Origin of the sequence: Paenibacillus taichungensis (assembly GCF_047302525.1) — a bacterium.
Classification (GTDB): Bacteria; Bacillota; Bacilli; order Paenibacillales; family Paenibacillaceae; genus Paenibacillus; species Paenibacillus taichungensis_B.
Window position 1 is genome coordinate 6,728,929 of record NZ_CP168020.1, and the last position, 24,716, is coordinate 6,753,644.

Here is a 24,716-nt window from a genome sequence, read left to right on the forward strand (position 1 = left end):
TTGGATCACTTGCATCAAAAGGGGAGGGGAGACACTTCTTATATAAAAGTATCTTCTAAATAGTTATCTAATACTATTTACGGAAAAGTAGATGTGCCTATCCGTTTTTAGTAAATAGAATTAATGTACTTGTAACCTGAAGTATCTAGTATCTTATCTGTAAGTAAATAGAGTTGCTCCTTCTGGATTCATATAATCTGTCGATTGATGTAGTTGAGAGGAGTCTCAGTTAGAAGGGGTATGGATTATAAACCATTTATATAAAGGTTGTTAAAAAGTGCTTGCTAAATGAATTAGATCATGATATATTATTTCTTGTCGCCTCAAACGAATGATTGTCGAAACGCTTTGAACGCTGACGGAAAAAAAGAGTTGACAGTTAGTTAGTCAACATGATAAGATAAGATTCCTGTCCGGTTGACAAGTATTAACACAAACGGACAAACAAGTTCCTTGAAAACTGAACAAATGGATAGTAACTTTTGATTCATAATGAATCGTCAGTTTCAAAATGAGCTTATCGCTCTTTTCAATACTTTATTGGAGAGTTTGATCCTGGCTCAGGACGAACGCTGGCGGCATGCCTAATACATGCAAGTCGAGCGGACTTGATGAGAAGCTTGCTTCTCTGATAGTTAGCGGCGGACGGGTGAGTAACACGTAGGCAACCTGCCCTCAAGTTTGGGACAACTACCGGAAACGGTAGCTAATACCGAATAGTTGTTTTCTTCTCCTGAAGAGAACTGGAAAGACGGAGCAATCTGTCACTTGGGGATGGGCCTGCGGCGCATTAGCTAGTTGGTGGGGTAACGGCTCACCAAGGCGACGATGCGTAGCCGACCTGAGAGGGTGATCGGCCACACTGGGACTGAGACACGGCCCAGACTCCTACGGGAGGCAGCAGTAGGGAATCTTCCGCAATGGGCGAAAGCCTGACGGAGCAATGCCGCGTGAGTGATGAAGGTTTTCGGATCGTAAAGCTCTGTTGCCAGGGAAGAACGCTTGGGAGAGTAACTGCTCTCAAGGTGACGGTACCTGAGAAGAAAGCCCCGGCTAACTACGTGCCAGCAGCCGCGGTAATACGTAGGGGGCAAGCGTTGTCCGGAATTATTGGGCGTAAAGCGCGCGCAGGCGGTCATTTAAGTCTGGTGTTTAATCCCGGGGCTCAACCCCGGATCGCACTGGAAACTGGGTGACTTGAGTGCAGAAGAGGAGAGTGGAATTCCACGTGTAGCGGTGAAATGCGTAGATATGTGGAGGAACACCAGTGGCGAAGGCGACTCTCTGGGCTGTAACTGACGCTGAGGCGCGAAAGCGTGGGGAGCAAACAGGATTAGATACCCTGGTAGTCCACGCCGTAAACGATGAGTGCTAGGTGTTAGGGGTTTCGATACCCTTGGTGCCGAAGTTAACACATTAAGCACTCCGCCTGGGGAGTACGGTCGCAAGACTGAAACTCAAAGGAATTGACGGGGACCCGCACAAGCAGTGGAGTATGTGGTTTAATTCGAAGCAACGCGAAGAACCTTACCAGGTCTTGACATCCCTCTGATCGGTACAGAGATGTATCTTTCCTTCGGGACAGAGGAGACAGGTGGTGCATGGTTGTCGTCAGCTCGTGTCGTGAGATGTTGGGTTAAGTCCCGCAACGAGCGCAACCCTTGATCTTAGTTGCCAGCACTTCGGGTGGGCACTCTAAGGTGACTGCCGGTGATAAACCGGAGGAAGGTGGGGATGACGTCAAATCATCATGCCCCTTATGACCTGGGCTACACACGTACTACAATGGCCGGTACAACGGGCTGTGAAGCCGCGAGGTGGAACGAATCCTAAAAAGCCGGTCTCAGTTCGGATTGCAGGCTGCAACTCGCCTGCATGAAGTCGGAATTGCTAGTAATCGCGGATCAGCATGCCGCGGTGAATACGTTCCCGGGTCTTGTACACACCGCCCGTCACACCACGAGAGTTTATAACACCCGAAGTCGGTGGGGTAACCGCAAGGAGCCAGCCGCCGAAGGTGGGATAGATGATTGGGGTGAAGTCGTAACAAGGTAGCCGTATCGGAAGGTGCGGCTGGATCACCTCCTTTCTATGGAGAATCGTTTCCCGAGTGGAAACATTCAAATAGCAGACTAGATCTGCAACAGCAACACAGTTACTTATCCATTTGTTCAGTTTTGATGGAATTTGAGGGGCCATAGCTCAGCTGGGAGAGCGCCTGCCTTGCAAGCAGGAGGTCAGCGGTTCGATCCCGCTTGGCTCCACCAAAGAATTTCGTCTATTCAGCTTGTTCTTTGAAAACTAGATATCGAAACGAAAATTGCGAATTAGAACATTCCTTTTTAAGCTGAACTTGTGTTAAACAAGTTTCAATAAAACGGTAGATTGCAATTGCGATGGTATCGAATGGGAAGCGACTTTTGGCTTTGGACGTAGTCCAAAACAAGCGGAGCGCGCCATCGAAACCGGAGCAAATGGTTAAGCTACTAAGAGCACACGGAGGATGCCTAGGCGCTAGGAGCCGATGAAGGACGTGGCGAACAACGAAACTGCCTCGGGGAGCTGTAAGCAAGCATTGATCCGGGGGTGTCCGAATGGGGAAACCCAGCTGGGGTAATTTCCAGTTACTCATAACTGAATACATAGGTTATGTAGAGGCATACCAAGGGAACTGAAACATCTAAGTACCTTGAGGAAGAGAAAACAATAGTGATTCCGTCAGTAGCGGCGAGCGAACGCGGAGAAGCCCAAACCAGAGAGCTTGCTCTTTGGGGTTGTGGGACATCTCACATGGAGTTACAAAGGAACCGGTTAAGCGAAGAGGTCTGGAAAGGCCCGCCAAAGAAGGTAAAAGCCCTGTACTTGAAAGTTGGTTCCCTCCGAGATGTATCCCGAGTAGTGCGGGGCACGTGAAACCCCGTATGAATCCGGCAGGACCATCTGCCAAGGCTAAATACTTCCTAGCGACCGATAGTGAAGCAGTACCGTGAGGGAAAGGTGAAAAGCACCCCGGAAGGGGAGTGAAATAGAACCTGAAACCGTGTGCTTACAAAAAGTCAGAGCCCGTTTTAGGGGTGATGGCGTGCCTTTTGTAGAATGAACCGGCGAGTTACGTTCCCGTGCAAGGTTAAGGTGAAGAGCCGGAGCCGCAGCGAAAGCGAGTCTGAATAGGGCGACTTAGTACGTGGACGTAGACCCGAAACCGGGTGATCTACCCCTGTCCAGGGTGAAGGTGCGGTAACACGCACTGGAGGCCCGAACCCACGCATGTTGAAAAATGCGGGGATGAGGTGGGGGTAGCGGAGAAATTCCAATCGAACTCGGAGATAGCTGGTTCTCCCCGAAATAGCTTTAGGGCTAGCCTCGGAAAACAGAGTCGTGGAGGTAGAGCACTGATTGGGTGCGGGGCCCGCAAGGGTTACCAAGCTCAGTCAAACTCCGAATGCCATAGACTTACTTCCGGGAGTCAGACAGTGAGTGCTAAGATCCATTGTCAAAAGGGAAACAGCCCAGACCATCAGCTAAGGTCCCCAAGTGTGTGTTAAGTGGGAAAGGATGTGGAGTTGCACAGACAACCAGGATGTTGGCTTAGAAGCAGCCACCATTGAAAGAGTGCGTAATAGCTCACTGGTCGAGTGACTCTGCGCCGAAAATGTAACGGGGCTAAACACACCACCGAAGCTATGGCTTGATGCTTTGCATCAGGGGTAGGGGAGCGTTGTATAAGGGTTGAAGGTGTACCGTAAGGAGCGCTGGACATTATACAAGTGAGAATGCCGGTATGAGTAACGAAAAGATCAGTGAGAATCTGATCCGCCGAAAGCCTAAGGGTTCCTGAGGAAGGCTCGTCCGCTCAGGGTAAGTCGGGACCTAAGGCGAGGCCGAAAGGCGTAGTCGAAGGACAACAGGTCGAAATTCCTGTACCACCGTAAGCCGTTATGAGCAATGGGGGGACGCAGCAGGGTAGTGACGCGGACTGATGGATGTCCGTCTAAGCAGTGAGGCTGGTGTGTAGGCAAATCCGCACATCGTAAGGCTGGGCTGTGATGGGGAGCGAAAATTATAGTAGCGAAGGTCATGATCTCACACTGCCAAGAAAAGCCTCTAGCCAGGTGATGGTGCCCGTACCGCAAACCGACACAGGTAGGCGAGAAGAGAATTCTAAGGCGCGCGGAAGAACTCTCGTTAAGGAACTCGGCAAAATGACCCCGTAACTTCGGGAGAAGGGGTGCCCCGGTAGTGTGAATAGCACGAGGGGGCCGCAGTGAAAAGGCCCAAGCGACTGTTTAGCAAAAACACAGGTCTGTGCGAAGCCGTAAGGCGAAGTATACGGGCTGACGCCTGCCCGGTGCTGGAAGGTTAAGGGGAGCGGTTAGGAGCAATCCGAAGCTGTGAACCGAAGCCCCAGTAAACGGCGGCCGTAACTATAACGGTCCTAAGGTAGCGAAATTCCTTGTCAGGTAAATTCTGACCCGCACGAATGGCGTAACGACTTGGGCGCTGTCTCAACGAGAGATCCGGTGAAATTTTAATACCTGTGAAGATGCAGGTTACCCGCGACAAGACGGAAAGACCCCATGGAGCTTTACTGCAGCTTGATATTGAATTTGGGTACGATCTGTACAGGATAGGTGGGAGCCTTTGAAACGTGAGCGCCAGCTTGCGTGGAGGCACCGTTGGGATACCACCCTGATCGTATCTAGGTTCTAACCTGGTACCGTAATCCGGTGCGGGGACAGTGTCAGGTGGGCAGTTTGACTGGGGCGGTCGCCTCCTAAAGAGTAACGGAGGCGCCCAAAGGTTCCCTCAGAATGGTTGGAAATCATTCGAAGAGTGCAAAGGCATAAGGGAGCTTGACTGCGAGACCTACAAGTCGAGCAGGGACGAAAGTCGGGCTTAGTGATCCGGTGGTACCGCATGGAAGGGCCATCGCTCAACGGATAAAAGCTACCCTGGGGATAACAGGCTTATCTCCCCCAAGAGTCCACATCGACGGGGAGGTTTGGCACCTCGATGTCGGCTCATCGCATCCTGGGGCTGAAGTAGGTCCCAAGGGTTGGGCTGTTCGCCCATTAAAGCGGTACGCGAGCTGGGTTCAGAACGTCGTGAGACAGTTCGGTCCCTATCTGTCGTGGGCGTAGGAAATTTGAGAGGAGCTGTCCTTAGTACGAGAGGACCGGGATGGACGTACCGCTGGTGTACCAGTTGTTCCGCCAGGAGCACCGCTGGGTAGCTATGTACGGAAGGGATAAGCGCTGAAAGCATCTAAGCGTGAAGCCCCCCTCAAGATGAGATTTCCCAGTATGTAAGACCCCTTGAAGACGACGAGGTAGATAGGCTGGGGGTGGAAGTGCAGCAATGCATGGAGCTGACCAGTACTAATCGGTCGAGGGCTTATCCAAATATGCAAGTTGTAAATCGCACATTTCGTTTCGGATCTAGTTTTCAGAGAATGATCTCTGAATGTAAGCTAAGCTATGCGTTTGGTGGCGATGGCGGAGGGGTTCCACACGTACCCATCCCGAACACGACCGTTAAGCCCTCTAGCGCCGATGGTACTTGGACCGCAGGGTCCTGGGAGAGTAGGACGCCGCCAAGCAAAGAACCACTGCCGATGTTATTCGGTGGTGGTTTTTATTTGTTTATAAGCAAAAATGCAGGATTAGCTATTATTTTAGAGACAGTGCACTAAATGACTTAACATAGATAAGCGCGACTCGATATGAGTGGCGTTTTATATATATAAAATGAACCTGTCCGTATGGAAAATACAGTTGTATGCATCAGGCAATACACCTAATATAACCAGGGAGTTTCCCTTGACAGTCTAAATAACGCTTTGCTAAGATGGCAATAATAAATTTTTCAGAAAACGTATTTTCGGCATAAAATACAGCCTGAGATCTTCGGGTTTTGGACCGTAAAGCTGAGCCAACATAAGGAGGAACGCCCGCGTGTGGGAAGATAAATTTGGTAAGGAAGGTTTCACCTTCGACGATGTACTGCTGGTGCCCCGGAAATCCGAGACACTGCCTAAAGAAGTGGACGTATCTGTTCGTTTGAGTGACAGCGTAAAACTGAATATTCCTTTGATTAGTGCTGGTATGGATACTGTTACTGAAGCGACATTGGCTATTGCCATTGCCCGTGAAGGCGGTATTGGTATCATCCATAAAAATATGTCTGTTGAGCAGCAAGCGGAGGAAGTGGATCGGGTTAAGCGCTCGGAGAGTGGTGTTATTACCAACCCGTTCTCATTGACAGCGGAACATCTGGTTTCTGATGCAGAATCGGTTATGGCAAAATATCGCATTTCCGGTGTACCGATTGTTGAAGGAGATCAAAAGCTTGTTGGTATCCTGACAAATCGTGACTTACGTTTCATCCATGACTTCTCCATTAAAATCAGCGAAGTCATGACTCGTGAGAATTTGGTTACTGCGCCTGTAGGTACTACACTGCAAGAAGCAGAAGGTATTCTCCAGAAGCATAAAATCGAGAAACTTCCATTAGTAGATGAGTCCAACACACTGAAAGGTCTCATTACTATTAAAGATATCGAAAAAGCAATTCAATTCCCTAACGCAGCTAAAGATGCACAAGGACGTTTGCTGGTTGGAGCAGCGATCGGGATTTCCAAAGACACCTTTGAACGTGCAGATGCATTGGTTGAAGCCGGTGTGGACCTGATAACGGTAGACTCGGCACACGGACATCACATTAATATCATTGATGCGGTTCGTCAGCTGCGCGAACGTTTCCCAAGCCTGACAATTGTTGCAGGTAACGTTGCTACAGGCGATGCAACTCGTGAATTGATCGAAGCTGGGGCGTCGGTTGTCAAAGTGGGAATTGGTCCAGGTTCCATCTGTACCACTCGTGTAATTGCTGGTATTGGTGTTCCTCAAGTTACAGCAGTATACGATTGTGCAAATGTAGCACGTGAATATGGCGTACCAATCATTGCTGACGGTGGTATAAAGTACTCTGGTGAGATTACCAAGGCTCTTGCTGCAGGTGCTCATGCAGTTATGCTGGGAAGCTTGTTTGCAGGTACGGCAGAAAGCCCGGGAGAAACGGAAATCTTCCAAGGACGTAGCTACAAAGTTTACCGCGGTATGGGTTCAATGGCTGCGATGAAACAAGGAAGTAAAGATCGTTACTTCCAAGATGATGACAAGAAACTGGTTCCGGAAGGAATTGAGGGACGTGTTGCTTACAAAGGTCCATTGTCTGATACGATTCATCAGTTGATTGGTGGTCTACGCTCAGGTATGGGATACTGTGGTACAAGCAGTTTGGAACAGCTTCGTAACAACACTCAGTTTATTCGTATTACAGGTGCGGGGCTTCGTGAAAGCCATCCGCATGATGTACAGATTACGAAAGAAGCCCCTAACTACTCGTTGTAATCTGAATTGTGTTAATCATTTCCAGGACAGGCTTGGCGATTTTCGCCGGGCCTGTCTTTTTTTGCGGATACCCCTGTGATAGAATAGAACAAGCGGTGATGATCCTTTAATGGATTAGGGCGTTGCGGCGGTTTTTTGACGTGAGTCTATGAAACTGCTTTTGACAATGAATTTAGAGTGATAGACAAAGGTTGAAGGTTGCCCAGCGAAAAAAGAAGCGCGGACGTCCTTTTACATAAGCATTTCATTTAATGCTAACTAAGTGACAATCGATTCGAACTTTAGGAGCAATGACATTGCTCTTTCGATACAGCGCATATACGACACACTTCACACATCATCTCCACCTGTTAGGGACTAAGAAAATATTGCAGCTCAAGCTGCACTGAAGCACACAATAGAAGCTTCGGACCGAAGGGAGTATTCACCATTGAAAGCCAAACAAATGAATAAGAAAAAACGTCAAATGCTCAAAAAAAGCGTAGCCTCGGTTATGCTGATTAATATGCTCTGCATGTCAGCGGTAATGCCTGTAATGGCTGCTGCAAACGATTCAGGACAGGTGTTGACTGCGGCAGCGACAACAACGAAGACAGAAAAAGCCGTGGACATTCCTTCGGCAGACTCTCTAGGACTCGATGTTAAATCAGCCATACTGATGGAGGCTTCAACGGGTCAGATTCTACTCAATGTTAATGCGGATAAAGCTATGCCGCCTGCTAGTATGACTAAAATGATGACAGAGTATATTGTGGCTGAACAGGTTAAGCAAGGAAAGTTTAGTTGGGATGATATTGTAACTGTAGGTGAAAATGCAGCCAAGAGTACAGGTTCCCGCATTTTCCTTGCAAAAGGCGACCAACATACAGTCAAGGAGCTGTACATTGCTATGGCTGTAGGTTCTGCCAATGATGCCACGGTTGCGCTGGCTGAATATGTTGCAGGCTCCGAGCAAGCTTTTGTGAAAATGATGAATGATGAAGCGAAGCGTATGGGAATGAAAGATAGCTATTTCATCAACTCCACAGGACTGGATCGTGCAGATATGCCTGCGGATTTCCGCCCAACTGAAGATAAGGAAATCGTCATGTCGGCACGGGATGCGGCCATTTTGTGCAGATATATCATTATGGATCACCCGGACTACAAAGATTTTACAACAATTCAATCCTATAAATTCCGTCCCAATGACAAGGATCCAATTATTAACTATAACTGGATGCTGGAAGCGAATAAAAATATAACCAACTTCAAAAGCTATGCCTATGAGGGTCTGGACGGGATGAAAACGGGCCATACCACGAACGCTGGGAATAACTTTACCGGTACGGCTGAGCGTAATGGCATGCGTCTGATCAGTGTTGTTATGGGTACTGATTCGGAGCCGGCGCGTTTCAGAGAAACGAAGAAAGTATTGGACTTCGGGTTCAACAATTTTGAAGTTAAACAGGCGGTTGCTGCCAAAACTAAAGTCACAGGCTGGGAAGCTGTACCTTTGAAAAAAGGGAAGGAAACAACAGTACCTGTTGTGACGGATAATGCAGTAAGTTTCGTTGTACCTAAAGGTACTCAAAACCTGGACGTGACATTTAAAGCGAATGTAACTGAAGCTGATAAGCTGGTTGCTCCAATCAAGGCCGGAACCAAGGTTGGAACGGTTACTTATACGTACAAGGCTGAAGGAATTGAGCCACAAGAGAAGACAGTGAACCTAATCACCGCAGAAGAAGCGGAAAAAGGCGGTTGGTTCCGTCTCTTCTTCCGTGCAGTGAAAGATTTCTTCGTTGATCTGTTTGATGGCATCAAAAACCTGTTCTAATAGATAAGGTGAAAGAAGACGGAATAATATGACATTTTCAATATAGTGTCGCTAGACCATTGACAAAATACAATTAATTCCGACCGGATGGATTGTATATTTACAATTTTTCCGGTAAAATATCAAGTTAGAATTCTACGTATGAATCAGTTAAAAAGACTATTGTTCTTCTAACTGACACTGCATATTCCACATCCTGTTCATGGGCAAGAACGACCCATCCATTACGGTAGGGTTGGGGTATGGAAACGGGAATAACACGCGTTAAATGAGGTGCCAAAGCGCGGATCGGAAATTATATTGAAGCCAAGGTCGGTCTCGGAATCCCTAGGAGTGAATTACCTTGATGAGAGTGTAGTACTGACTCCATCTGATGAAGTATTCCATATCGACAAACATGAGTTCACTGTACCGTTTGTATGTGGCGCCAAAGACTTGGGTGAAGCGTTGCGCCGGATCGGAGAAGGGATTTCCATGATCCGTACCAGCTACAAACTTACACCTTCCGAGCGCATGCAGGATCGCGGCTGGTAAGAGAAAGGTGGATTTTAAATGAAGATCGGCGTTTTAGCACTTCAAGGGGCAGTCACCGAGCATATTCGTAGTATTGAACGGGCCGGAGCAGAAGGAATGGCTATCAAACAGGTTCAGCAACTTAAGGAGCTGGATGGGTTAATTCTTCCTGGCGGTGAAAGTACCACGATTGGCAAACTGATGCGCAAATATGGTTTCATGGAGGCCATTCGCGCATTCGCTGCTGAGGGTAAACCGGTATTCGGCACCTGTGCTGGTTTGATTGTTATGGCCAAACATATTGCAGGACAAGAGGAAGCTCATCTGGAGCTAATGGATATGACCGTCTCCAGAAATGCATTTGGACGGCAGAGGGAAAGCTTCGAAACGGATCTTCCGGTAAAAGGCATTGAGGAGACGGTAAGGGCTGTGTTTATACGGGCACCCCTGATTGAGAGTGTAGGAAAAGAGGTAGAAGTTCTCTCCACGTACAAGGATGAGATTGTTACTGCTCGCCAGGGGCATCTGCTGGCTTGCTCCTATCACCCTGAGCTGACAGATGATTATCGACTGCATGCTTACTTTGTGGACATGGCTAGGTCGTATAAACAGCCTGTACAGAACCAATAGTGATTGATATACAACCTATGATCTGCCGGTGAACCGGATCAGTCCTTCAGAGGCTCACAAGGCTTGCTGGCAAGGTGCTGTCTGGTCAGATACCTGATGTTGCTCGTATCTGCTTCCAAAGCGGGAATCGCAGCGTAGGGTAGCGCCGGATGTCATAGGTTGTTTTTTTACCATTGAGGAATGATGAAGTTACACGGGCTGCAAAGTTTTGGCAGGGGTTAATAAGGAAGGTTTCTACTTTGTGGTGTTATTTAGGAGGGGTATTTAGTGCTTGATGTGAAAATATTGCGGAATGAGTACGCACGTGTTGAAGAAGCGTTGACGAAACGTGGCAAATCGCTGGATCTAATCGCTGGGTTCACGGACATGGATGCCAAGCGTCGCGAGTTGTTGCAAGAGAGTGAAAACCTGAAAAGTCGCCGGAATACGGTATCCGGAGAAGTTGCCAAGCTTAAAAAGAGTGGTGAAAATGCGGATGAGTTGATCCTTGAGATGCGCGAAGTCTCCGATCGAATCAAAGCAATGGATGAAGAAGTGCGTGAGTTGGAAGTGAAGATCAACGATCTGACTATGGCGATTCCGAACATCCCTAACGAGAGTGTGCCTGTTGGTGCGTCCGAAGATGATAATGTGGAGATTCGTCGTTGGGAAGAGCCAAAGTCATTTTCATTTACACCAAAAGCACACTGGGAAATCGCACAGGACCTCGACATTCTTGATTTTGAAGCGGCTGCCAAAGTAACAGGCTCCCGTTTTACCTTTTATAAAGGGCTTGGTGCACGTCTGGAACGTGCTTTGATCAACTTTATGATGGATCTGCACAGCGATCAGCATGGGTATGAAGAGATTCTGCCTCCATACATCGTTAACCGTGACAGCTTGTTTGGAACTGGCCAACTGCCGAAATTCGAGGAAGACCTGTTTAAGCTGAAAGACACCGAGTATTATTTGATCCCTACCGCTGAAGTTCCGGTAACGAACTATCATCGCGAAGAGATTTTGAATGCTGACCAGTTGCCTAAACACTTTGTAGCATACAGCTCATGTTTCCGATCCGAAGCAGGTTCTGCTGGACGGGATACACGTGGCTTGATTCGTCAGCATCAGTTCAATAAAGTTGAGTTGTTGAAACTGTCTTCTCCTGAGACCTCTTATGAGGAATTGGAGAACATGACACATAATGCTGAACGTGTGCTTCAATTATTGGGGCTGCCTTACCGTGTTCTGACGTTGTGTACAGCAGATATGGGCTTCACGTCTGCCAAAACGTATGACATTGAGGTCTGGTTGCCGGAAAGCAATACGTATCGTGAAATCTCGTCTTGCTCCAACTGTGAAGACTTCCAAGCACGTCGAGCTAATATCCGTTTCCGTAGAGAGCCAAAAGCGAAACCGGAATTTGTCCATACGTTAAATGGTTCAGGACTGGCAGTGGGGCGTACAGTAGCTGCTATTCTGGAGAACTACCAACAAGAAGATGGAACAGTGGTTATTCCTGAAGCACTGCGTTCTTACATGGGCGGAGTCAGCGTGATTGCCCGTCGCTCCTAAGATGTTCAACTAAATGAATGAAATAAAAAACCGTCTCCTGACAAATGGAAGTTTAGAACTTGCCATTTTCACAAGGAGACGGTTTTTTGTAGTTTATTGTTTATGACGACTATACATTAGCCATGATTATCGCCTATACGAACACATAATATATTAGTTCACATACTCAATGGAGCGCAGGGTGCGCACCAAGATCATAAGTGTTTCGTCTGTGGTTGCTGCTTTTTTCGGCTCGAAGGATGTCCCGAATGTATCTTGAAGCAAATTGAGCGATGTCAGAGCCTGGACTTGGGCGGTGGCCCAAGGAGAGATAGAGTCTTGGTCCAGATAGGATATCTTAGCTGAGGCATTAGCGACAGAATCTCCTCCTGCAAACTGAATTGTTCGATGGATCATGCTAGCCAGCTCTTCCCGGGTAACCTGGCGATCGGCACGGAATGTTCCATCAGCATAGCCTTTAACAAGTCCTAGATGTGCTGCGGTTGACGCATACGATTGTTCCTCAGTCACATCCCGGAAAGTGGTATCCTTAGCTGCGATTCCGTTTGCTCCTAAGGCAGAAACCAATAATTGGGCGACCCCTCCGCGTGTGATGGGTTCACCGGTCTTGAATTGATGTAAAGCAAGCAATTGTTTGCTCTGCATGTATTCGATGCTGTTTATTAATGAATTATTGTCTAGGGGATTTATTTGTTCATTCGAAGCGATAACATAAGTGCTGTATTGCATGTCTCGTATTCTTACCTCCCATTGTCCTTTATCTTGGACGAAATAGGCTGGCACGTAGGAATATGTCCGCGTTTCTTCATTGAAACCGAGAACGGTTGCTGTTTGTGGGTCAAGATCTTTAGTACCGAGGTTGATTACCCGGGTCACATTGTTTAATTCTTCTTGATCTAGCTTGAGCTTTTGTTCGCCAGCCACCCATTGTACATTGAAACGTAAAGGCTGTACCAACAATTTTAGGCCGGATGGTGACGCCATACATAGCGATCGTTTATCTTTTTGACTGTGGAAATGGAATTGCCTCGGCGCCCTTGATCAGGTTTAACTAAAACTTCTCCGTGAACATCCAAAAAAGCAAGGAATTGATTTAGATCCTGCAAGCACTCCGTCGGAATGAGGTGATCTTTGAAGAGGGGGGCCAGCTTCCTCTGAATGTCGTATTTTCCGTGAATCAGAAATGTTGTAAAGGGAACCCTGCGGCGCAGCCAATTCTCACATTCCGGTCTGTTATTAACAGGCTCAGGCGCTTCATTAAGCACCACGTCAGGGAGAGGCACATTCCTTTGCACCCATCCGTTACCCTCCTGGAAGATACCATGGATCAATTCCTGTTCCATATCAATGCTGCTGGCATCAAAAAAGAAAACATTCGCGCCTTCTTTCATTCCCTCCGAGATCAATTCGCTGATTCGCTCCTCAGGCAACGTGTTCAAAGGGTCATTTTTACGATACACACCTATAAACAATCAACCACCCCATAATGAAAAAGTCTAAATTCGATTATACAGGGCAGGGCTGAACAGATTCTGAACAACAATTTCAATCGTCAGGTAGCGCTGTTTACCGTTACTTAGTAGGTGGAAATTCCCTTTTTGATGTATCTAATATATAAAAACAATAAAAAGGTTGCTTTCTGGCATACAATTATGGTATGATCAATTTCGTGGCAAGTTTATAAAAGTTAATGTCCTGGAGAGGTACCGAAGCGGTCATAACGGGGCGGTCTTGAAAACCGTTAGGGGGCAACTCCACGTGGGTTCGAATCCCACCCTCTCCGCCATACTACAATTATGATAAGGATCCGAGCGATAAGCTCGGGTCCTTTTTTGCATTTATTTATACATCTAGGGCATCCGCATACACGCTGTATTTCCAGAGCATTTTTACGACAGAAAATCAGTTTGTTTCATTATCTGCGTGATGTATAAAAACATTCGAATCGCCGCACTTTATATAAGAGTGGAGGTGGTAAGATGAACCGCGAATTAAACATAGATCAGACGGAGCTTGTCGGTGCTTGGCAGGAAAGGTTGCCTGAAGTTCTAAATGTCGGAGATCGGGCTCAGGTGATGGCTGACGAGGCTGATCAACAGGCTATTCGAATTCACATCGCAACAGCGGGACACCAGATGTACTCTTTTGATTTCAAGTGTGCCTATGTGGATTCTCGTGAAGTCAGTGTGCAACTGATTGATGTGGAGCGCGATGGAAGGACGACGGATGAGCGAACAGAGCCCATTCAGGAATTGGCTCAGGATTACACGCGTCATATTCATGAATGTGCCCAGTCGTTGCAACCCAAAACCAGACATTAGGCAAACGTCAAAGGAGTGGTAATACGTGAGCAAAGCCAAAGCTGGAACAGATAAAAACCTGCAAAATGTAGTCGCAGATCTGGATCAGACACCTGTGAATAGTCACCATGCCCAGCAAATTCAACAGGACTCGAATGACCGTCGGCATCAGGATTCCATGAATCATGACAAAACGGAAGATATGGACCCATCCCATTCCTAATCCAATGAAGAGGGGGGAACAACATGAGTAAACCCAAAACAACACCTGTGCCTGAAGCTCAGGCTGCTGTGCAGCACCGAAAACCTGAAAAGAATTCTTCCATGCAGGAACCGTTGTCAGGCTCCAAAAAAGTGAAAAACCAGAACCATGTGGATCATCATAATCCTCAAGGCTAAGTCAAAGGAACAATCGTTCCTCTCTTTAGCACATATTTATTGCATAACCATACCCTATAACTCCGGTTAACAAACCGGGGTTTTTGCGCGTTCATACATGATTTAGAGGAGCACACCATTGATATCTAAAGCTTACATAGGTCTTTGTAGCCAATTTAGAGAGTAAAGCTCACAAATTTCCCAAATCGTGTTTCCGTTTCAGAATAAATGGTATATCATTGATATTGAATTATTTTTTTTGGGGTTATCACGAGAGGAGAGAAACAAATGACTAAACGTATGGGGGCGCTTCTTCTTACGTTGCTGTTAACCGTATCCATGGCACTGACAGCATGTAGCAGCAAGCAAGAGCCAAAAGAGGCATTGAAGACGGCGGCAACCAATGCTTCCAAACTGACTTCGTATGAGATGAGTTCTAACTTCACTATTAATGAATTGAGCTATAAAGCTGCAGACGAGTCACAACAGGATCCAACGATGTCTCAGTTTATGAGCATGCTGAAGGATGCTCAGTTGAATGTAACTGGCGTATACCAAAGCGAGCCAATGCAGACCGAAATGACGGTAGGTATTGAGCTTAAAGGCGATATGGGTATGACGTTTACCATTCCAATGGTTATGACCGCTGAGAAGTTATATGTTAAGGTACCAAGTATTCCTTTCTTCCCGATTCCGGAAACGGTTGTTGGTAAATTCCTGGAGCTGGATCTGAAAGAACTGGCTGAGCAAGAAGGAACGGAATGGAATCCGGATGCTATGGATGCAGCGAAAACACAAAAGCTGAGCAATGAAGTTATGGATGCGGTTCTGAGCGAGTACGATCAGGATAAATTCTTTAAAAACCTGGATGTGAAGGATGCTCAGCTTCCTGAAGGTTTGGATGCCAAGCAAGTCGTTCAATTTTCGGTCAACAATGACAATGTGAAAGAAGCCGTTACTGTCCTGGTAACCAAAGCATTGCCAAAAGTACTGGATATCATCTCTAAAGAAGAATACCGTGACATGTTGCAAATGAGTCAGGCAGATATCGACAAAGCCAAAGAGGATCTGAAAATTACTGAAGCAGATCAAGCTGAAATGGCTAAAGATCTAGACCAATTGAAAGATACACTAACCATTAACCAGTTCCACATTGATTTTGCTTTGGACAAAAAAGATTTCCCGGTATATCAAAAATTGGTTGCTGATTTGTTGATTAAACAACCTGATACCAAGGATGAAGTAAAACTTGCATTCACTGGTTCGAACACATACACCAAAATTAACGAGAAGCCAGCATTCAAAATCAATATTCCTGCTGGCGAAGACGTTATTACAATGGATCAGTTTGAAGAACTAATGAACGCATCTTACGGATACTAAGTTCTCAGATTCATTAGTAAAAGCAAAGAGCCGCTCGACCTTAGGGTCTGGCGGCTCTTTGTATGTTGTTCCATAGTCTGTTCAATTACTGTAAAGATTCACCCAAGTCTTCGGCCAGCACAGCGTGGATCTGATGATCCTGATACTCTCCGTTAATCTTGAGATATTTACGAGCAATGCCCTCAGCCTGAAAGCCGTTCTTCTCCAGAACACGTTTGGAACCGGTATTGGATAGCAGAATGGCCGCCTGAACACGATTTAACTTCAGAGCACGGAAGGCGTAGGACACAGCGAGCTTCACCGCTGCAGTCATCCGTCCGCCGCCTTGGTAGTCTGGATGGATAAAGTATCCCATGTCTGCATAATTGGCGACGCCCTGAACGACATTGTTCAAGCTAACCTGACCGATCAGAATACCATCATCGATCGTAAAAATTCCGAATTGATATCCTGTTCCTTCTTCGGCCGCCTGAATTCTATCCTGAATGCGTCTGCTTTGCGCATGCAGCGTATAGAATTCATCATCCCGGATAGGCTCTACAGCTTGGTAGGGAAGACGTGTGATTTGAATAAGAGCAAGATACGCCTCCGTATCTTGTGGAGTAAGTAATCGGAGACTTATTCCTTTTGGTGTGTCATATAGTGTAAGCGGCATGGAATGCACTTCCTTTCCAGATGGATGTAAGTTTCTATTTTTTGCGTAAACGCCGGAAAAATTGAGTCAGCATTGTGGAGCATTCTGGTTGCAGAATGTCAGCAACCACTTCGGTTCGATGATTAAAACGAGGTTCTTGTAGCAGATTCATCAGCGTTCCTGCACATCCGGCCTTGGGGTCAGCGGTACCATATATGACTCGAGGCACTCTGGATTGCACAATGGCACCTGCACACATGGGGCAGGGCTCCAGTGTGACGTACAGACTGCAATCCAACAGTCGCCATGCACCGATGGCTTCACTGGCTTGCCGGATGGCTACCATCTCCGCGTGTGCTGTGGAATCAAGTGTCGTCTCACGCAGGTTATATCCACGACCAATAATGCGATTATGTTGAACAATTACAGCCCCGATCGGTACTTCCCCGAGTGCTTCTGCTTTGTACGCTTCAGCAATGGCTTCACGCATCCAGTGCTCGTGCTGAGCCTCCTCCGAGAGATGCGCAAGATCAGGTTGGAGAACGTCATCCTTCATTAAAATGTAAAACTCCTTCCAAAGAGCATTTTGTGCGGCGAACAAACATTCGTTTGTTAACATGTTGTGTATAAGTCTGTGGATAACCAACGAGTTGCTCACATAGTTATGAACATACTATCCACATGCCTGTGGATTTGTGTATAAGTTTTAGTGGTTATTCCCATTGTAGGCATGGAAAAGACAAAATACAATTGATTTCGCGTTTTTCAGCCAATCGGTAACTTTTGGACAAGGGTCAATTATCCTTTTCAAATAGGCATACAACAGTTATGATGGATATAGGTTTTGCCATATATCGCCAGAGGGTACAAGCCGAGAGGTGAACGAAAAAGTTGTCTATTAAAACGAAATTATCCATGATTATGTCGTGCTCAGTGCTCGTCATTTTGGTTTTAAATATAGCACTGAGTTATTATACTACAGAAGAGAATCTAAGGCAGGACAGCGAAACCAAAATGGTGCTTACGGCCAAACAGATTGCAATCGCTGTCGAACAGAGTCAGTCCAGTTCAGAATATGTAAAACGACAAATTGGGAACAATCTATGGCTAGCCTCAGTAATGGCAGCGGAAGAACTGGACCCGAATATTAATAATATCACAAATGAAGACCTGGTTCGTATGAGCGAAAAAGTCGGTGTTTCCCACATTTCATTGATGGAGCAAACGGCTGATGATATTGTGGTTACCCGGTCTTCCGATCCAAAGGAGATTGGATTGTCTACCAAATCCATGACGTACTGGTATCAGGCATTTAAACAGCTGTTCGAAAATCATCAGGTTACTATTTCACAGGGACAGAAATTGGATCATTTTTGGTCGGATGGATTCGAATACTCTACATCAAATCCGTCAGATGTTGATATCTGGGGTTACTATCACGATGGGAAGAGGAATTACATAATCAATCCCTTCTATAATAATGCCGCTGTTGACGGCTATGTGAAGATCTCTGGTCCAGACGAGATATTGAATAAGATTCGTGAAGTTAATCCTTCGATTCTGGAGATTACAGGCATCAATCCATTGACCTTCGGTAGCTCAAGCATGAGCAATGACGGAAGGGATACGAACCACAACAAGTTGAATAACAGGCCAATTCGTTTCGGTACATATCAATATGGTACCGCAGAAGAGGATCACAAGGCGGTTGTACGGGCAATTCGTACTGGGCAGAATGTATCCTTTGTCAGTGAAACTCATGAACAGAAGGTGCTCAAAAGTTTCATTCCTATATTCACCCCCAATGAATCATCTTATGTGATTAGTATTGTCATGGACTATAAGCAAATATCCTCCATGGTATCGGAACAGCTGGTTAGCCATGCCTCGATTTCGCTTGTTTTGCTGGAGATTGTGATCTTTGGCAGCTATTTGCTCGCAGGATACATTACGCGTCCTATTCAATCTATTTTGGGCAAAGTGAATGATGTGGCTGACGGCCATTTTGATTTCCGTCTCAAGGTGAGAAGGAAAGATGAACTGGGCCAGTTAGCGAATCGCATTAATGCCATGATTCGTAATTTGGGTCATTATACGAATCGCCTGAAACAGATGTATGAAGAAAATCGTGCGGTAAAAGAGCATTTGGAATCGATCATTAACCAAACGGCAGATGCGATTCATATTACGGATCTGGATGGAAATGTACTGCGGGTAAACCGTGCCTTTGAGCAGTTGTACGGCTGGCGCAGTCGTGAAGTGGAAGGCCGCAAATTGAAAATTATCCCTCCTGGTACTGAAGAGGAAATGGAAAAGCAGCATGCCCAGTTGATTGAGGGCATGTCAATTACGTCCAATGAAACGACATGGATGAAGAAGGACGGCAGCCGTGTCGAAGTCAGCGTGAGTACAGCACCGGTCCGGGATGAAGCAGGCGAGATTACAGCACTAATCAGCGTATCAAGAGATATTACCAGCCGTAACCGTATGGAGGAACTGCTCAGACGTTCCGAGAAACTGACGACGGTTGGCCAGCTGGCAGCCGGGGTTGCGCATGAGATACGTAATCCGCTTACGACGCTGCGTGGGTTTCTTCAGCTCCAACAAGAGACGAACAAGCTTAATCATCGTCACTTGGACTTGATGCTGTCCGAGTTGGATCGAATTAATCTCATTGTGGGTGAGTTTCTGATACTAGCCAAACCACAGGCGGTTCATTTTCAGGAACGGGATATTCGCTTCATTCTGGGAGATGTTATATCATTGCTGGACAGCCAGGCGCATCTGCATGGTGTGGAATTTGTACTGAATGCTTCATCCGATTCAGCTATGGTACACTGTGAAGAGAATCAGTTGAAGCAGGTCTTCATTAACTTGCTGAAGAACGGCATGGAGGCCATGCCAGACGGAGGTAATATCCGAATTAAACTCAATCATGACGAAGAGAATAGTCGGGTTCGGATTGAAATTAAGGACGAAGGCACTGGAATTCCAGAAGAACTGATGCCTAAGCTAGGGGAACCATTCTTTACAAGCAAGGAATCGGGAACAGGGCTTGGCCTGATGGTCAGCCAGCGCATTATTCAATCACATAAGGGCATGATGGATATCAAAAGCGTCATGAACAAGGGGACGACCGTCATTATCGATCTGCCTGCCTCCCAACAGCAACCGGAGAGTATAGAGGAAGAGCATAAGACGGACAATGAACCTATAGACGAAGAGAACTAGACGAGGTGAGATTACCTTTTGCGTATTAATAAATTTATCAGTGAAACAGGTTTTTGTTCCCGTCGGGAAGCCGACAGATTGGTGGAAAGCGGGAAAGTAACGATTAATGGAGTGACGGCAGAGCTGGGCAGTCAAGCAGAAGATGGCGATGATGTACGAATTAATGGTCAACCTATTAAGGAAAAACGAAAACACGTATATATTGCGCTCAATAAACCTGTCGGAATAACGAGTACAACCGAGCAGCACATTCAAGGGAATATCGTTGATTTTGTAGGTCACAAAGAACGCATCTTCCCGATAGGTCGTCTGGATAAGGATTCGGAAGGTTTGATTCTGATGACCAATGACGGTGATATCGTCAATCGAATTCTAAGGGCAGAAGGACGCCATGAGAAAGAATATATTGTCACCGTGGATCGTGCGGTAACGCCGAGTTTCTTGAGAGGCATGAGCACAGGAGTCAAGATCCTTGGCGAAATGACGCTGCCTTGTACGGTGACTCGTATATCAGAGCGGGTGTTCCGCATTATTCTGACGGAGGGAAAAAACCGTCAAATTCGCCGGATGTGCAGTGCATTTGGCTATGAGGTTCGGAAGTTGAAGCGGATTCGTATTATGAACATTCATCTCGGTGAACAGGCTACAGGGACCTGGAGAGAACTGACACCCGCAGAAAAGTCGGAATTAAGCAGTCTGCTAGATTATAATATGGAATAAATGATGATTATCGAAGGCGCTGCTTTCCCTCAAGGGAAGCAGCGCTTTTTAATATCAGTGGATAGAAAAAAGTCACTCTCCTGTAATGAAGGAGAGTGACTTAAGCATTAGTTTGCTACAACGAACGACTCTTTAGTTACCTTGTCCGACTGCTTTCACGGCCGTGTTGTTACTCTGATATTTCCGGATAATCGAAACTTCTACCCGACGGTTTTGAGCTCGTCCAGCATCCGTTTGGTTGCTAGAGACTGGGTGATACTCTCCATAACCGCTAGGTGTGAACTTCGAAGGGTCCAGCGCCTCATTCAATAACAGAATTTTGAGGAAATTCAGTGCTCGATCGGCACTCAAATCCCAATTATCCTTATATTGGCTGTTCGAAATGGGAACATTATCAGTATGGCCAGACACAACGACTTCATATTCCGGGAACTCCTGCAACATGCTCGAGATGGCTTTGGCCAGCGAGCGTGACTCGGGTTTAACATCAGCCCGGCCTGAGGAGAACAGGGCGTTATCACTGATCGTGATCTTGAGCTCAGACTGATTCAGCTTCGTATTCAGCTGATCGGAAAGCCCGTTTTTCTGAATATATTGATCAAGCCGTTTCTTGAGTTTCTCCAGATCTTCCTGTTCTTTCTGAGCCATCTGCGCATCTGTAATCTGAGCCGGTGTCTTCTTGATATCTTCAGGCTGCTGTTTGCTCTTACCCAGATCTGTAGTAGATTCTGTAGGGCTCATAGAGGTATGATCCAGTACACCCGAACCACCGTTCAATGCGCTGCTCAGTGCGGAAGCCATCTGTTCAAACTTCGTTGCATCTATAGAACTCATAGAGAATAATGTGATAAACAGAGCGAGCAACAACGTCATCAAGTCGGAGTAGGGAAGCAACCAACTCTCGTCTATATGTTCTTCATGCGGTTCGTGTTTTTTAGCCTTTTTCACCTGATGAGCCCTCCTTCTCTTCCAACTGTCTACGTTCGGAAGGTGTCAGGAATACAGATAATTTTTGATTAATGGCAATGGTGGATACACCAGATTGTATGGATAACAAGCCTTCAACCATCATCAGCTTGATTTCCATCTCTTTTTTGGACATCCGCTTCAGTTTATTGGACATCGGATGCCACAACACGTAACCACTAAAGATACCGAGAAGTGTCGCGATAAACGCCGCTGCAATCGCATGGGAGAGCTTTTCCATATCACTGAGATCGGCAAGTGCTGCGATGAGACCTACAACGGCCCCGAGTACCCCGAGCGTTGGTGCATACATCCCCGCTTGGGCGAAGATCAAGGCACCGCCACGATGGCGCTCTTCTGTAGCATGAATATCTTCCATGAGTACATCACTTACAAATTCCTGATCATTGCCGTCAATAATCATACGCATACCGCCGCGCAGGAACTGATCATCAATATCTTCGACTTTTGATTCAAGTGCAAGCAAACCTTCACGACGGGTGGTGGAAGCCCAGTCCATAAATGTGCCGATTAGAGAAACACGGTCAATCAGTTGTTGCTTTTTGAACAGTACCCCGAATAGCTTGGGGATTTTTTTAACTTCAGACATGGGAAATGCCATGAAAATAGTTGCTGCCGTACCAACAAAAATAATAACGTAGGCTGCCGGGTTGTTAACCAGGTTGATAAGGGGCGCACCCTTCAGGAACATACCCACTACAAGTGAAACCAGCCCTAAAACTAGTCCGATAATCGTTGAAATTTCCATCATACACCTCATCCATGAGATAAAATTGAATCCTTTCAAGCGGCTTTATTCGGGCTTCCGGACGAACGTTACACCGCAATCCGTTTAATGTTAGGCATCCTTTAGGGTTGCAGAAACAGTTAAAACGGTCATGTATAGTATTTATCGACCAGATGGCCTTTTTTTTTAAGGGTTATTTTCAGGTATAATAAGATCAAATCTGCTCCTTAGGGGCTAAATAGGAGTGAAAAGCCAATGGGCGTAAAGCATGGACGAGATTATGAAGGAATATTGACAGATTTGACAGAGGCTATAGGCCGAATACCGGACCGCTATGTTTTCTTTGAGATGGATGAGGAAGAATGGTCACGCCTTGGTGTAACAGAGCAACTCGAAGTGGATGAGGCATTGGCGGAAGATCTGTTCTATGCACTGGGTGAGGAGTCGGTCATTCCGGTAGGAAGTGGAGTGGTCATTCATGACAAGGATCAGCACCGAATTCATATCTTAATTGGGGAAGAAGAACTGACTTTTGTACCGCTCATTTAGTATGCTCGCATAAGATATTTGGCATGGAAAACCGAGTTGGAGAATCTCCCTAAAGCCTTATGGTTAGTGGATCTAGCGCCATTTGTACTATTGGAATTTGAGGCTTGTCCGTGGTAAGATGATAGTCATGAAACGGGCGAACCGCAGGGCGGTGGACCTATGCGTTTGGGTTGCTATGGGTAGCACCAAAGGTTTCGGTGGCAGCATGGACAGTTGTCTGTGATGAGCCATCATATGGGGAGGAAGATAACGTATGGTTTTTTCGCAAGAGGAAGTCGAAGCTCATCTGGGAAGGCTGGAAGGCTGGGAACTGGAAGAGGGACGATGGATTGTCCGCAAGTTCGTATTTTCCAACTACATGAAAGGGATTGCATTTGTGGACGAGGTCGCAGCGATTTCGGAAGCGTTCAATCATCACCCTTTCATTACGATTGACTATACAACAGTCACACTGCGTCTCACATCATGGGATGAAGGTGGCATCACATCTGTAGATATTAAAGAAGCGCAACAATATAACGAGGCTTTTGAGAAAATGAGGTCGGAATAACCTGGATCGGTTATATCGCACTACCGGAAATGAGTGAAGCATACATGTCAGACGATAATCACAACAAACCTCTTATTGCTGTCGTAGGCAGCCTTAATATGGATCTGGTGGTGAAGACGGACATCATTCCTGAGGAAGGCGAGACGGTGATCGGGGAGGAACTGCACTATCTGGCCGGGGGCAAAGGCGCCAATCAGGCGGTTGCAGCTGCACGACTGGGCGGACAGACAACGATGGTTGGTGCGGTTGGTTCGGATGGTTTTGGTGAACGGCTGCTGCACAGTCTAACGGAAAGCGGGGCGGATGCCTCGCAGGTTCGCATTCTGGATGATTCCGTTACAGGTACGGCCTCCATTTGGCTCTCCAAAGGAGATAACCGGATTATTGTCATTCCCGGAGCGAATGGGCAGGTTGTGCCTGCGATGCTGGAAGAGGCTGATACGGTAAAAAGCCTGACTGCAGCCGCAGCGGTGCTGCTGCAGCTAGAGATCCCGCTGCCTGCGGTCACCCGCGCCGCCCAACTGGCGGCTGAAGGCAGCGCATTGGTGGTGCTCAACCCGGCGCCTGCGGTGCCGGGTCTGCCCCAGGAGCTCCTGCGGTGCGTCGACGTCATCACGCCGAACCGCAGCGAGCTCGCCGTGCTCACCGGCCGGGATGATCTCCGGCCGGAAGACGTGGATGCGGCGGTCGCAGAGCTCGCTGCATCCCTCGGGGCCGCTGTCGTCACGACGCTCGGCCCCGAGGGGGCTGTGTACGCGGCAGCGCCTAGCGGCCGCGTACAGGCAGGGCGTGCCGGCGCGTGCCGTGCGCCCGGCTACGCCGTAAGCGCCGTCGACACGACCGGCGCTGGCGATTGCTTCAACGGCGCGCTGGCAGTAGCCCTCGCGCGCGGAGAGACGCTGGACGCGGCGGTAAGCTTCGCCATGGGCGCAGCCGCGTTGTCCGTGACGAAGCTCGGTGCCCAGTCTGGGATGCCGTCCGCAACTGAGGTGCAGGCTTTCCTTGCCGAGCATAAGGCAAAGACCCAGTAATCTATGCATGCTTTAGCTGAATCAGAGGCCAGCAGGCAGGATAGGATACGCCAATGCATCTAGAGATAGCCATAGCGTGGTGTATGTTTTCATCGGAGCATCCCTGAAATGACCAAGAGGCTCTTACTTCCCAGTACGGGAGAGTAAGAGCCTCTTCTCTGTATGACCATTGATAAATCCAGCAACCCTGTAATACAAATAAGGGGTGACTACGTTGTGCATCTAGCGTCAGCGTGGTTTAGAGCATGCGTAAAGAGCAGGAGGCGATTGAATCCACGATACGCACTACACATGCAACCCG

At 47.2% G+C, this 24,716-nt stretch carries 19 protein-coding genes, 2 tRNA genes, 3 rRNA genes and 1 pseudogene; 19 read left to right on the forward strand and 6 right to left on the reverse strand.

Features of this window, described 5'->3' with window-relative positions; translation table 11 throughout:
• Window positions 1–537 precede the first annotated feature (537 nt).
• From ACDJ58_RS30370 to serS, 9 genes and pseudogenes are all read left to right on the forward strand, one after another.
• Window positions 538–2,089 (forward strand): 16S ribosomal RNA (locus ACDJ58_RS30370).
• A gap of 102 nt (window positions 2,090–2,191) precedes the next feature.
• Window positions 2,192–2,267: transfer RNA gene (locus ACDJ58_RS30375), tRNA-Ala, on the forward strand.
• Window positions 2,268–2,476: 209 nt separating this feature from the next.
• Window positions 2,477–5,402, forward strand: a 23S ribosomal RNA gene (locus tag ACDJ58_RS30380).
• 80 nt (window positions 5,403–5,482) lie between these two features.
• Window positions 5,483–5,599: ribosomal RNA gene (rrf, locus tag ACDJ58_RS30385) — 5S ribosomal RNA — on the forward strand.
• Together the 16S, 23S and 5S rRNA genes with 1 tRNA gene alongside form the textbook arrangement of a ribosomal RNA operon.
• 355 nt (window positions 5,600–5,954) lie before the next feature.
• Window positions 5,955–7,412, forward strand: a complete 1,458-nt coding sequence (guaB, locus tag ACDJ58_RS30390) for an IMP dehydrogenase (protein WP_413374399.1) — start codon at window positions 5,955–5,957, stop codon at window positions 7,410–7,412.
• A 430-nt stretch (window positions 7,413–7,842) separates the two neighbouring features.
• A complete protein-coding gene (locus tag ACDJ58_RS30395; RefSeq protein WP_413374400.1) occupies window positions 7,843–9,231 on the forward strand; it encodes a D-alanyl-D-alanine carboxypeptidase family protein in 1,389 nt (462 codons plus the stop codon).
• A 275-nt stretch (window positions 9,232–9,506) separates the two neighbouring features.
• A pseudogene (locus ACDJ58_RS30400) lies at window positions 9,507–9,717 on the forward strand (pyridoxal 5'-phosphate synthase lyase subunit PdxS); the annotation flags it as partial.
• A 66-nt stretch (window positions 9,718–9,783) separates the two neighbouring features.
• Complete coding sequence (gene pdxT / locus ACDJ58_RS30405) at window positions 9,784–10,374, forward strand: pyridoxal 5'-phosphate synthase glutaminase subunit PdxT (protein WP_413374401.1); 591 nt, start codon at window positions 9,784–9,786, stop codon at window positions 10,372–10,374.
• A gap of 267 nt (window positions 10,375–10,641) precedes the next feature.
• Window positions 10,642–11,925, forward strand: a complete 1,284-nt coding sequence (gene serS / locus ACDJ58_RS30410) for a serine--tRNA ligase (RefSeq protein ID WP_413374402.1) — start codon at window positions 10,642–10,644, stop codon at window positions 11,923–11,925.
• Window positions 11,926–12,078: 153 nt separating this feature from the next.
• Here serS and ACDJ58_RS30415 read toward each other — a convergent pair whose 3' ends face one another.
• Complete coding sequence (locus tag ACDJ58_RS30415) at window positions 12,079–12,909, reverse strand: S-layer homology domain-containing protein (protein ID WP_413374403.1); 831 nt, start codon at window positions 12,907–12,909, stop codon at window positions 12,079–12,081.
• Complete coding sequence (locus tag ACDJ58_RS30420; RefSeq protein WP_413374404.1) at window positions 12,888–13,397, reverse strand: YheC/YheD family protein; 510 nt, start codon at window positions 13,395–13,397, stop codon at window positions 12,888–12,890. The genes ACDJ58_RS30415 and ACDJ58_RS30420 overlap by 22 nt, the downstream gene beginning before the upstream one ends.
• A 225-nt stretch (window positions 13,398–13,622) precedes the next feature.
• Here ACDJ58_RS30420 and ACDJ58_RS30425 point away from each other — a divergent pair.
• From ACDJ58_RS30425 to ACDJ58_RS30445, 5 genes are all read left to right on the forward strand, one after another.
• Window positions 13,623–13,711: transfer RNA gene (locus tag ACDJ58_RS30425), tRNA-Ser, on the forward strand.
• Between the two features lie 193 nt (window positions 13,712–13,904).
• A complete protein-coding gene (locus tag ACDJ58_RS30430) occupies window positions 13,905–14,246 on the forward strand; it encodes a hypothetical protein (protein WP_064641367.1) in 342 nt (113 codons plus the stop codon).
• Between the two features lie 25 nt (window positions 14,247–14,271).
• Complete coding sequence (locus tag ACDJ58_RS30435; RefSeq protein ID WP_175382032.1) at window positions 14,272–14,448, forward strand: hypothetical protein; 177 nt, start codon at window positions 14,272–14,274, stop codon at window positions 14,446–14,448.
• A 23-nt stretch (window positions 14,449–14,471) separates the two neighbouring features.
• Window positions 14,472–14,624 (forward strand): small acid-soluble spore protein P, encoded by a 153-nt coding sequence (locus tag ACDJ58_RS30440; RefSeq protein WP_413374405.1) that lies wholly within the window; start codon window positions 14,472–14,474, stop codon window positions 14,622–14,624.
• Window positions 14,625–14,891: 267 nt separating this feature from the next.
• The gene (locus tag ACDJ58_RS30445; RefSeq protein ID WP_413374406.1) at window positions 14,892–15,986 is read left to right on the forward strand and encodes a hypothetical protein; all 1,095 of its coding nucleotides are present in this window, start codon (window positions 14,892–14,894) and stop codon (window positions 15,984–15,986) included.
• Window positions 15,987–16,071: 85 nt separating this feature from the next.
• Here ACDJ58_RS30445 and ACDJ58_RS30450 read toward each other — a convergent pair whose 3' ends face one another.
• Both ACDJ58_RS30450 and tadA read right to left on the reverse strand, forming a co-directional pair.
• Window positions 16,072–16,641, reverse strand: coding sequence for a GNAT family N-acetyltransferase (locus ACDJ58_RS30450; protein ID WP_413374407.1), 570 nt, complete (start codon window positions 16,639–16,641; stop codon window positions 16,072–16,074).
• A gap of 34 nt (window positions 16,642–16,675) precedes the next feature.
• Window positions 16,676–17,176, reverse strand: coding sequence for a tRNA adenosine(34) deaminase TadA (gene tadA, locus ACDJ58_RS30455; protein ID WP_413374408.1), 501 nt, complete (start codon window positions 17,174–17,176; stop codon window positions 16,676–16,678).
• A 335-nt stretch (window positions 17,177–17,511) separates the two neighbouring features.
• Between tadA and ACDJ58_RS30460 the strand changes: the two genes are divergently transcribed.
• Window positions 17,512–19,851, forward strand: coding sequence for a PAS domain S-box protein (locus ACDJ58_RS30460; protein WP_413374409.1), 2,340 nt, complete (start codon window positions 17,512–17,514; stop codon window positions 19,849–19,851).
• 18 nt (window positions 19,852–19,869) lie between these two features.
• On the forward strand, window positions 19,870–20,571 hold the full coding sequence (gene rluF, locus ACDJ58_RS30465) for a 23S rRNA pseudouridine(2604) synthase RluF (RefSeq protein ID WP_413374410.1): 702 nt from the start codon (window positions 19,870–19,872) through the stop codon (window positions 20,569–20,571).
• A gap of 132 nt (window positions 20,572–20,703) precedes the next feature.
• Here rluF and motB read toward each other — a convergent pair whose 3' ends face one another.
• Window positions 20,704–21,519: a flagellar motor protein MotB gene (motB, locus tag ACDJ58_RS30470; RefSeq protein WP_413374411.1), complete on the reverse strand. Its 816-nt coding sequence runs from the start codon at window positions 21,517–21,519 to the stop codon at window positions 20,704–20,706.
• On the reverse strand, window positions 21,506–22,306 hold the full coding sequence (gene motA / locus ACDJ58_RS30475; protein ID WP_024628803.1) for a flagellar motor stator protein MotA: 801 nt from the start codon (window positions 22,304–22,306) through the stop codon (window positions 21,506–21,508). Before motA ends, motB begins: the two co-directional genes overlap by 14 nt.
• A gap of 234 nt (window positions 22,307–22,540) precedes the next feature.
• On the opposite strand from motA, the gene ACDJ58_RS30480 reads away from it, so the two are divergent.
• The 3 genes from ACDJ58_RS30480 to rbsK all read left to right on the forward strand — a co-directional run bounded on the left by ACDJ58_RS30480 (window position 22,541) and on the right by rbsK (window position 24,415).
• Window positions 22,541–22,834, forward strand: a complete 294-nt coding sequence (locus ACDJ58_RS30480; RefSeq protein WP_063567630.1) for a hypothetical protein — start codon at window positions 22,541–22,543, stop codon at window positions 22,832–22,834.
• 253 nt (window positions 22,835–23,087) lie between these two features.
• On the forward strand, window positions 23,088–23,384 hold the full coding sequence (locus tag ACDJ58_RS30485) for a 4a-hydroxytetrahydrobiopterin dehydratase (protein ID WP_062329625.1): 297 nt from the start codon (window positions 23,088–23,090) through the stop codon (window positions 23,382–23,384).
• 44 nt (window positions 23,385–23,428) lie between these two features.
• Complete coding sequence (rbsK, locus tag ACDJ58_RS30490; protein WP_413374412.1) at window positions 23,429–24,415, forward strand: ribokinase; 987 nt, start codon at window positions 23,429–23,431, stop codon at window positions 24,413–24,415.
• The last annotated feature ends 301 nt before the right edge of the window (window positions 24,416–24,716 follow it).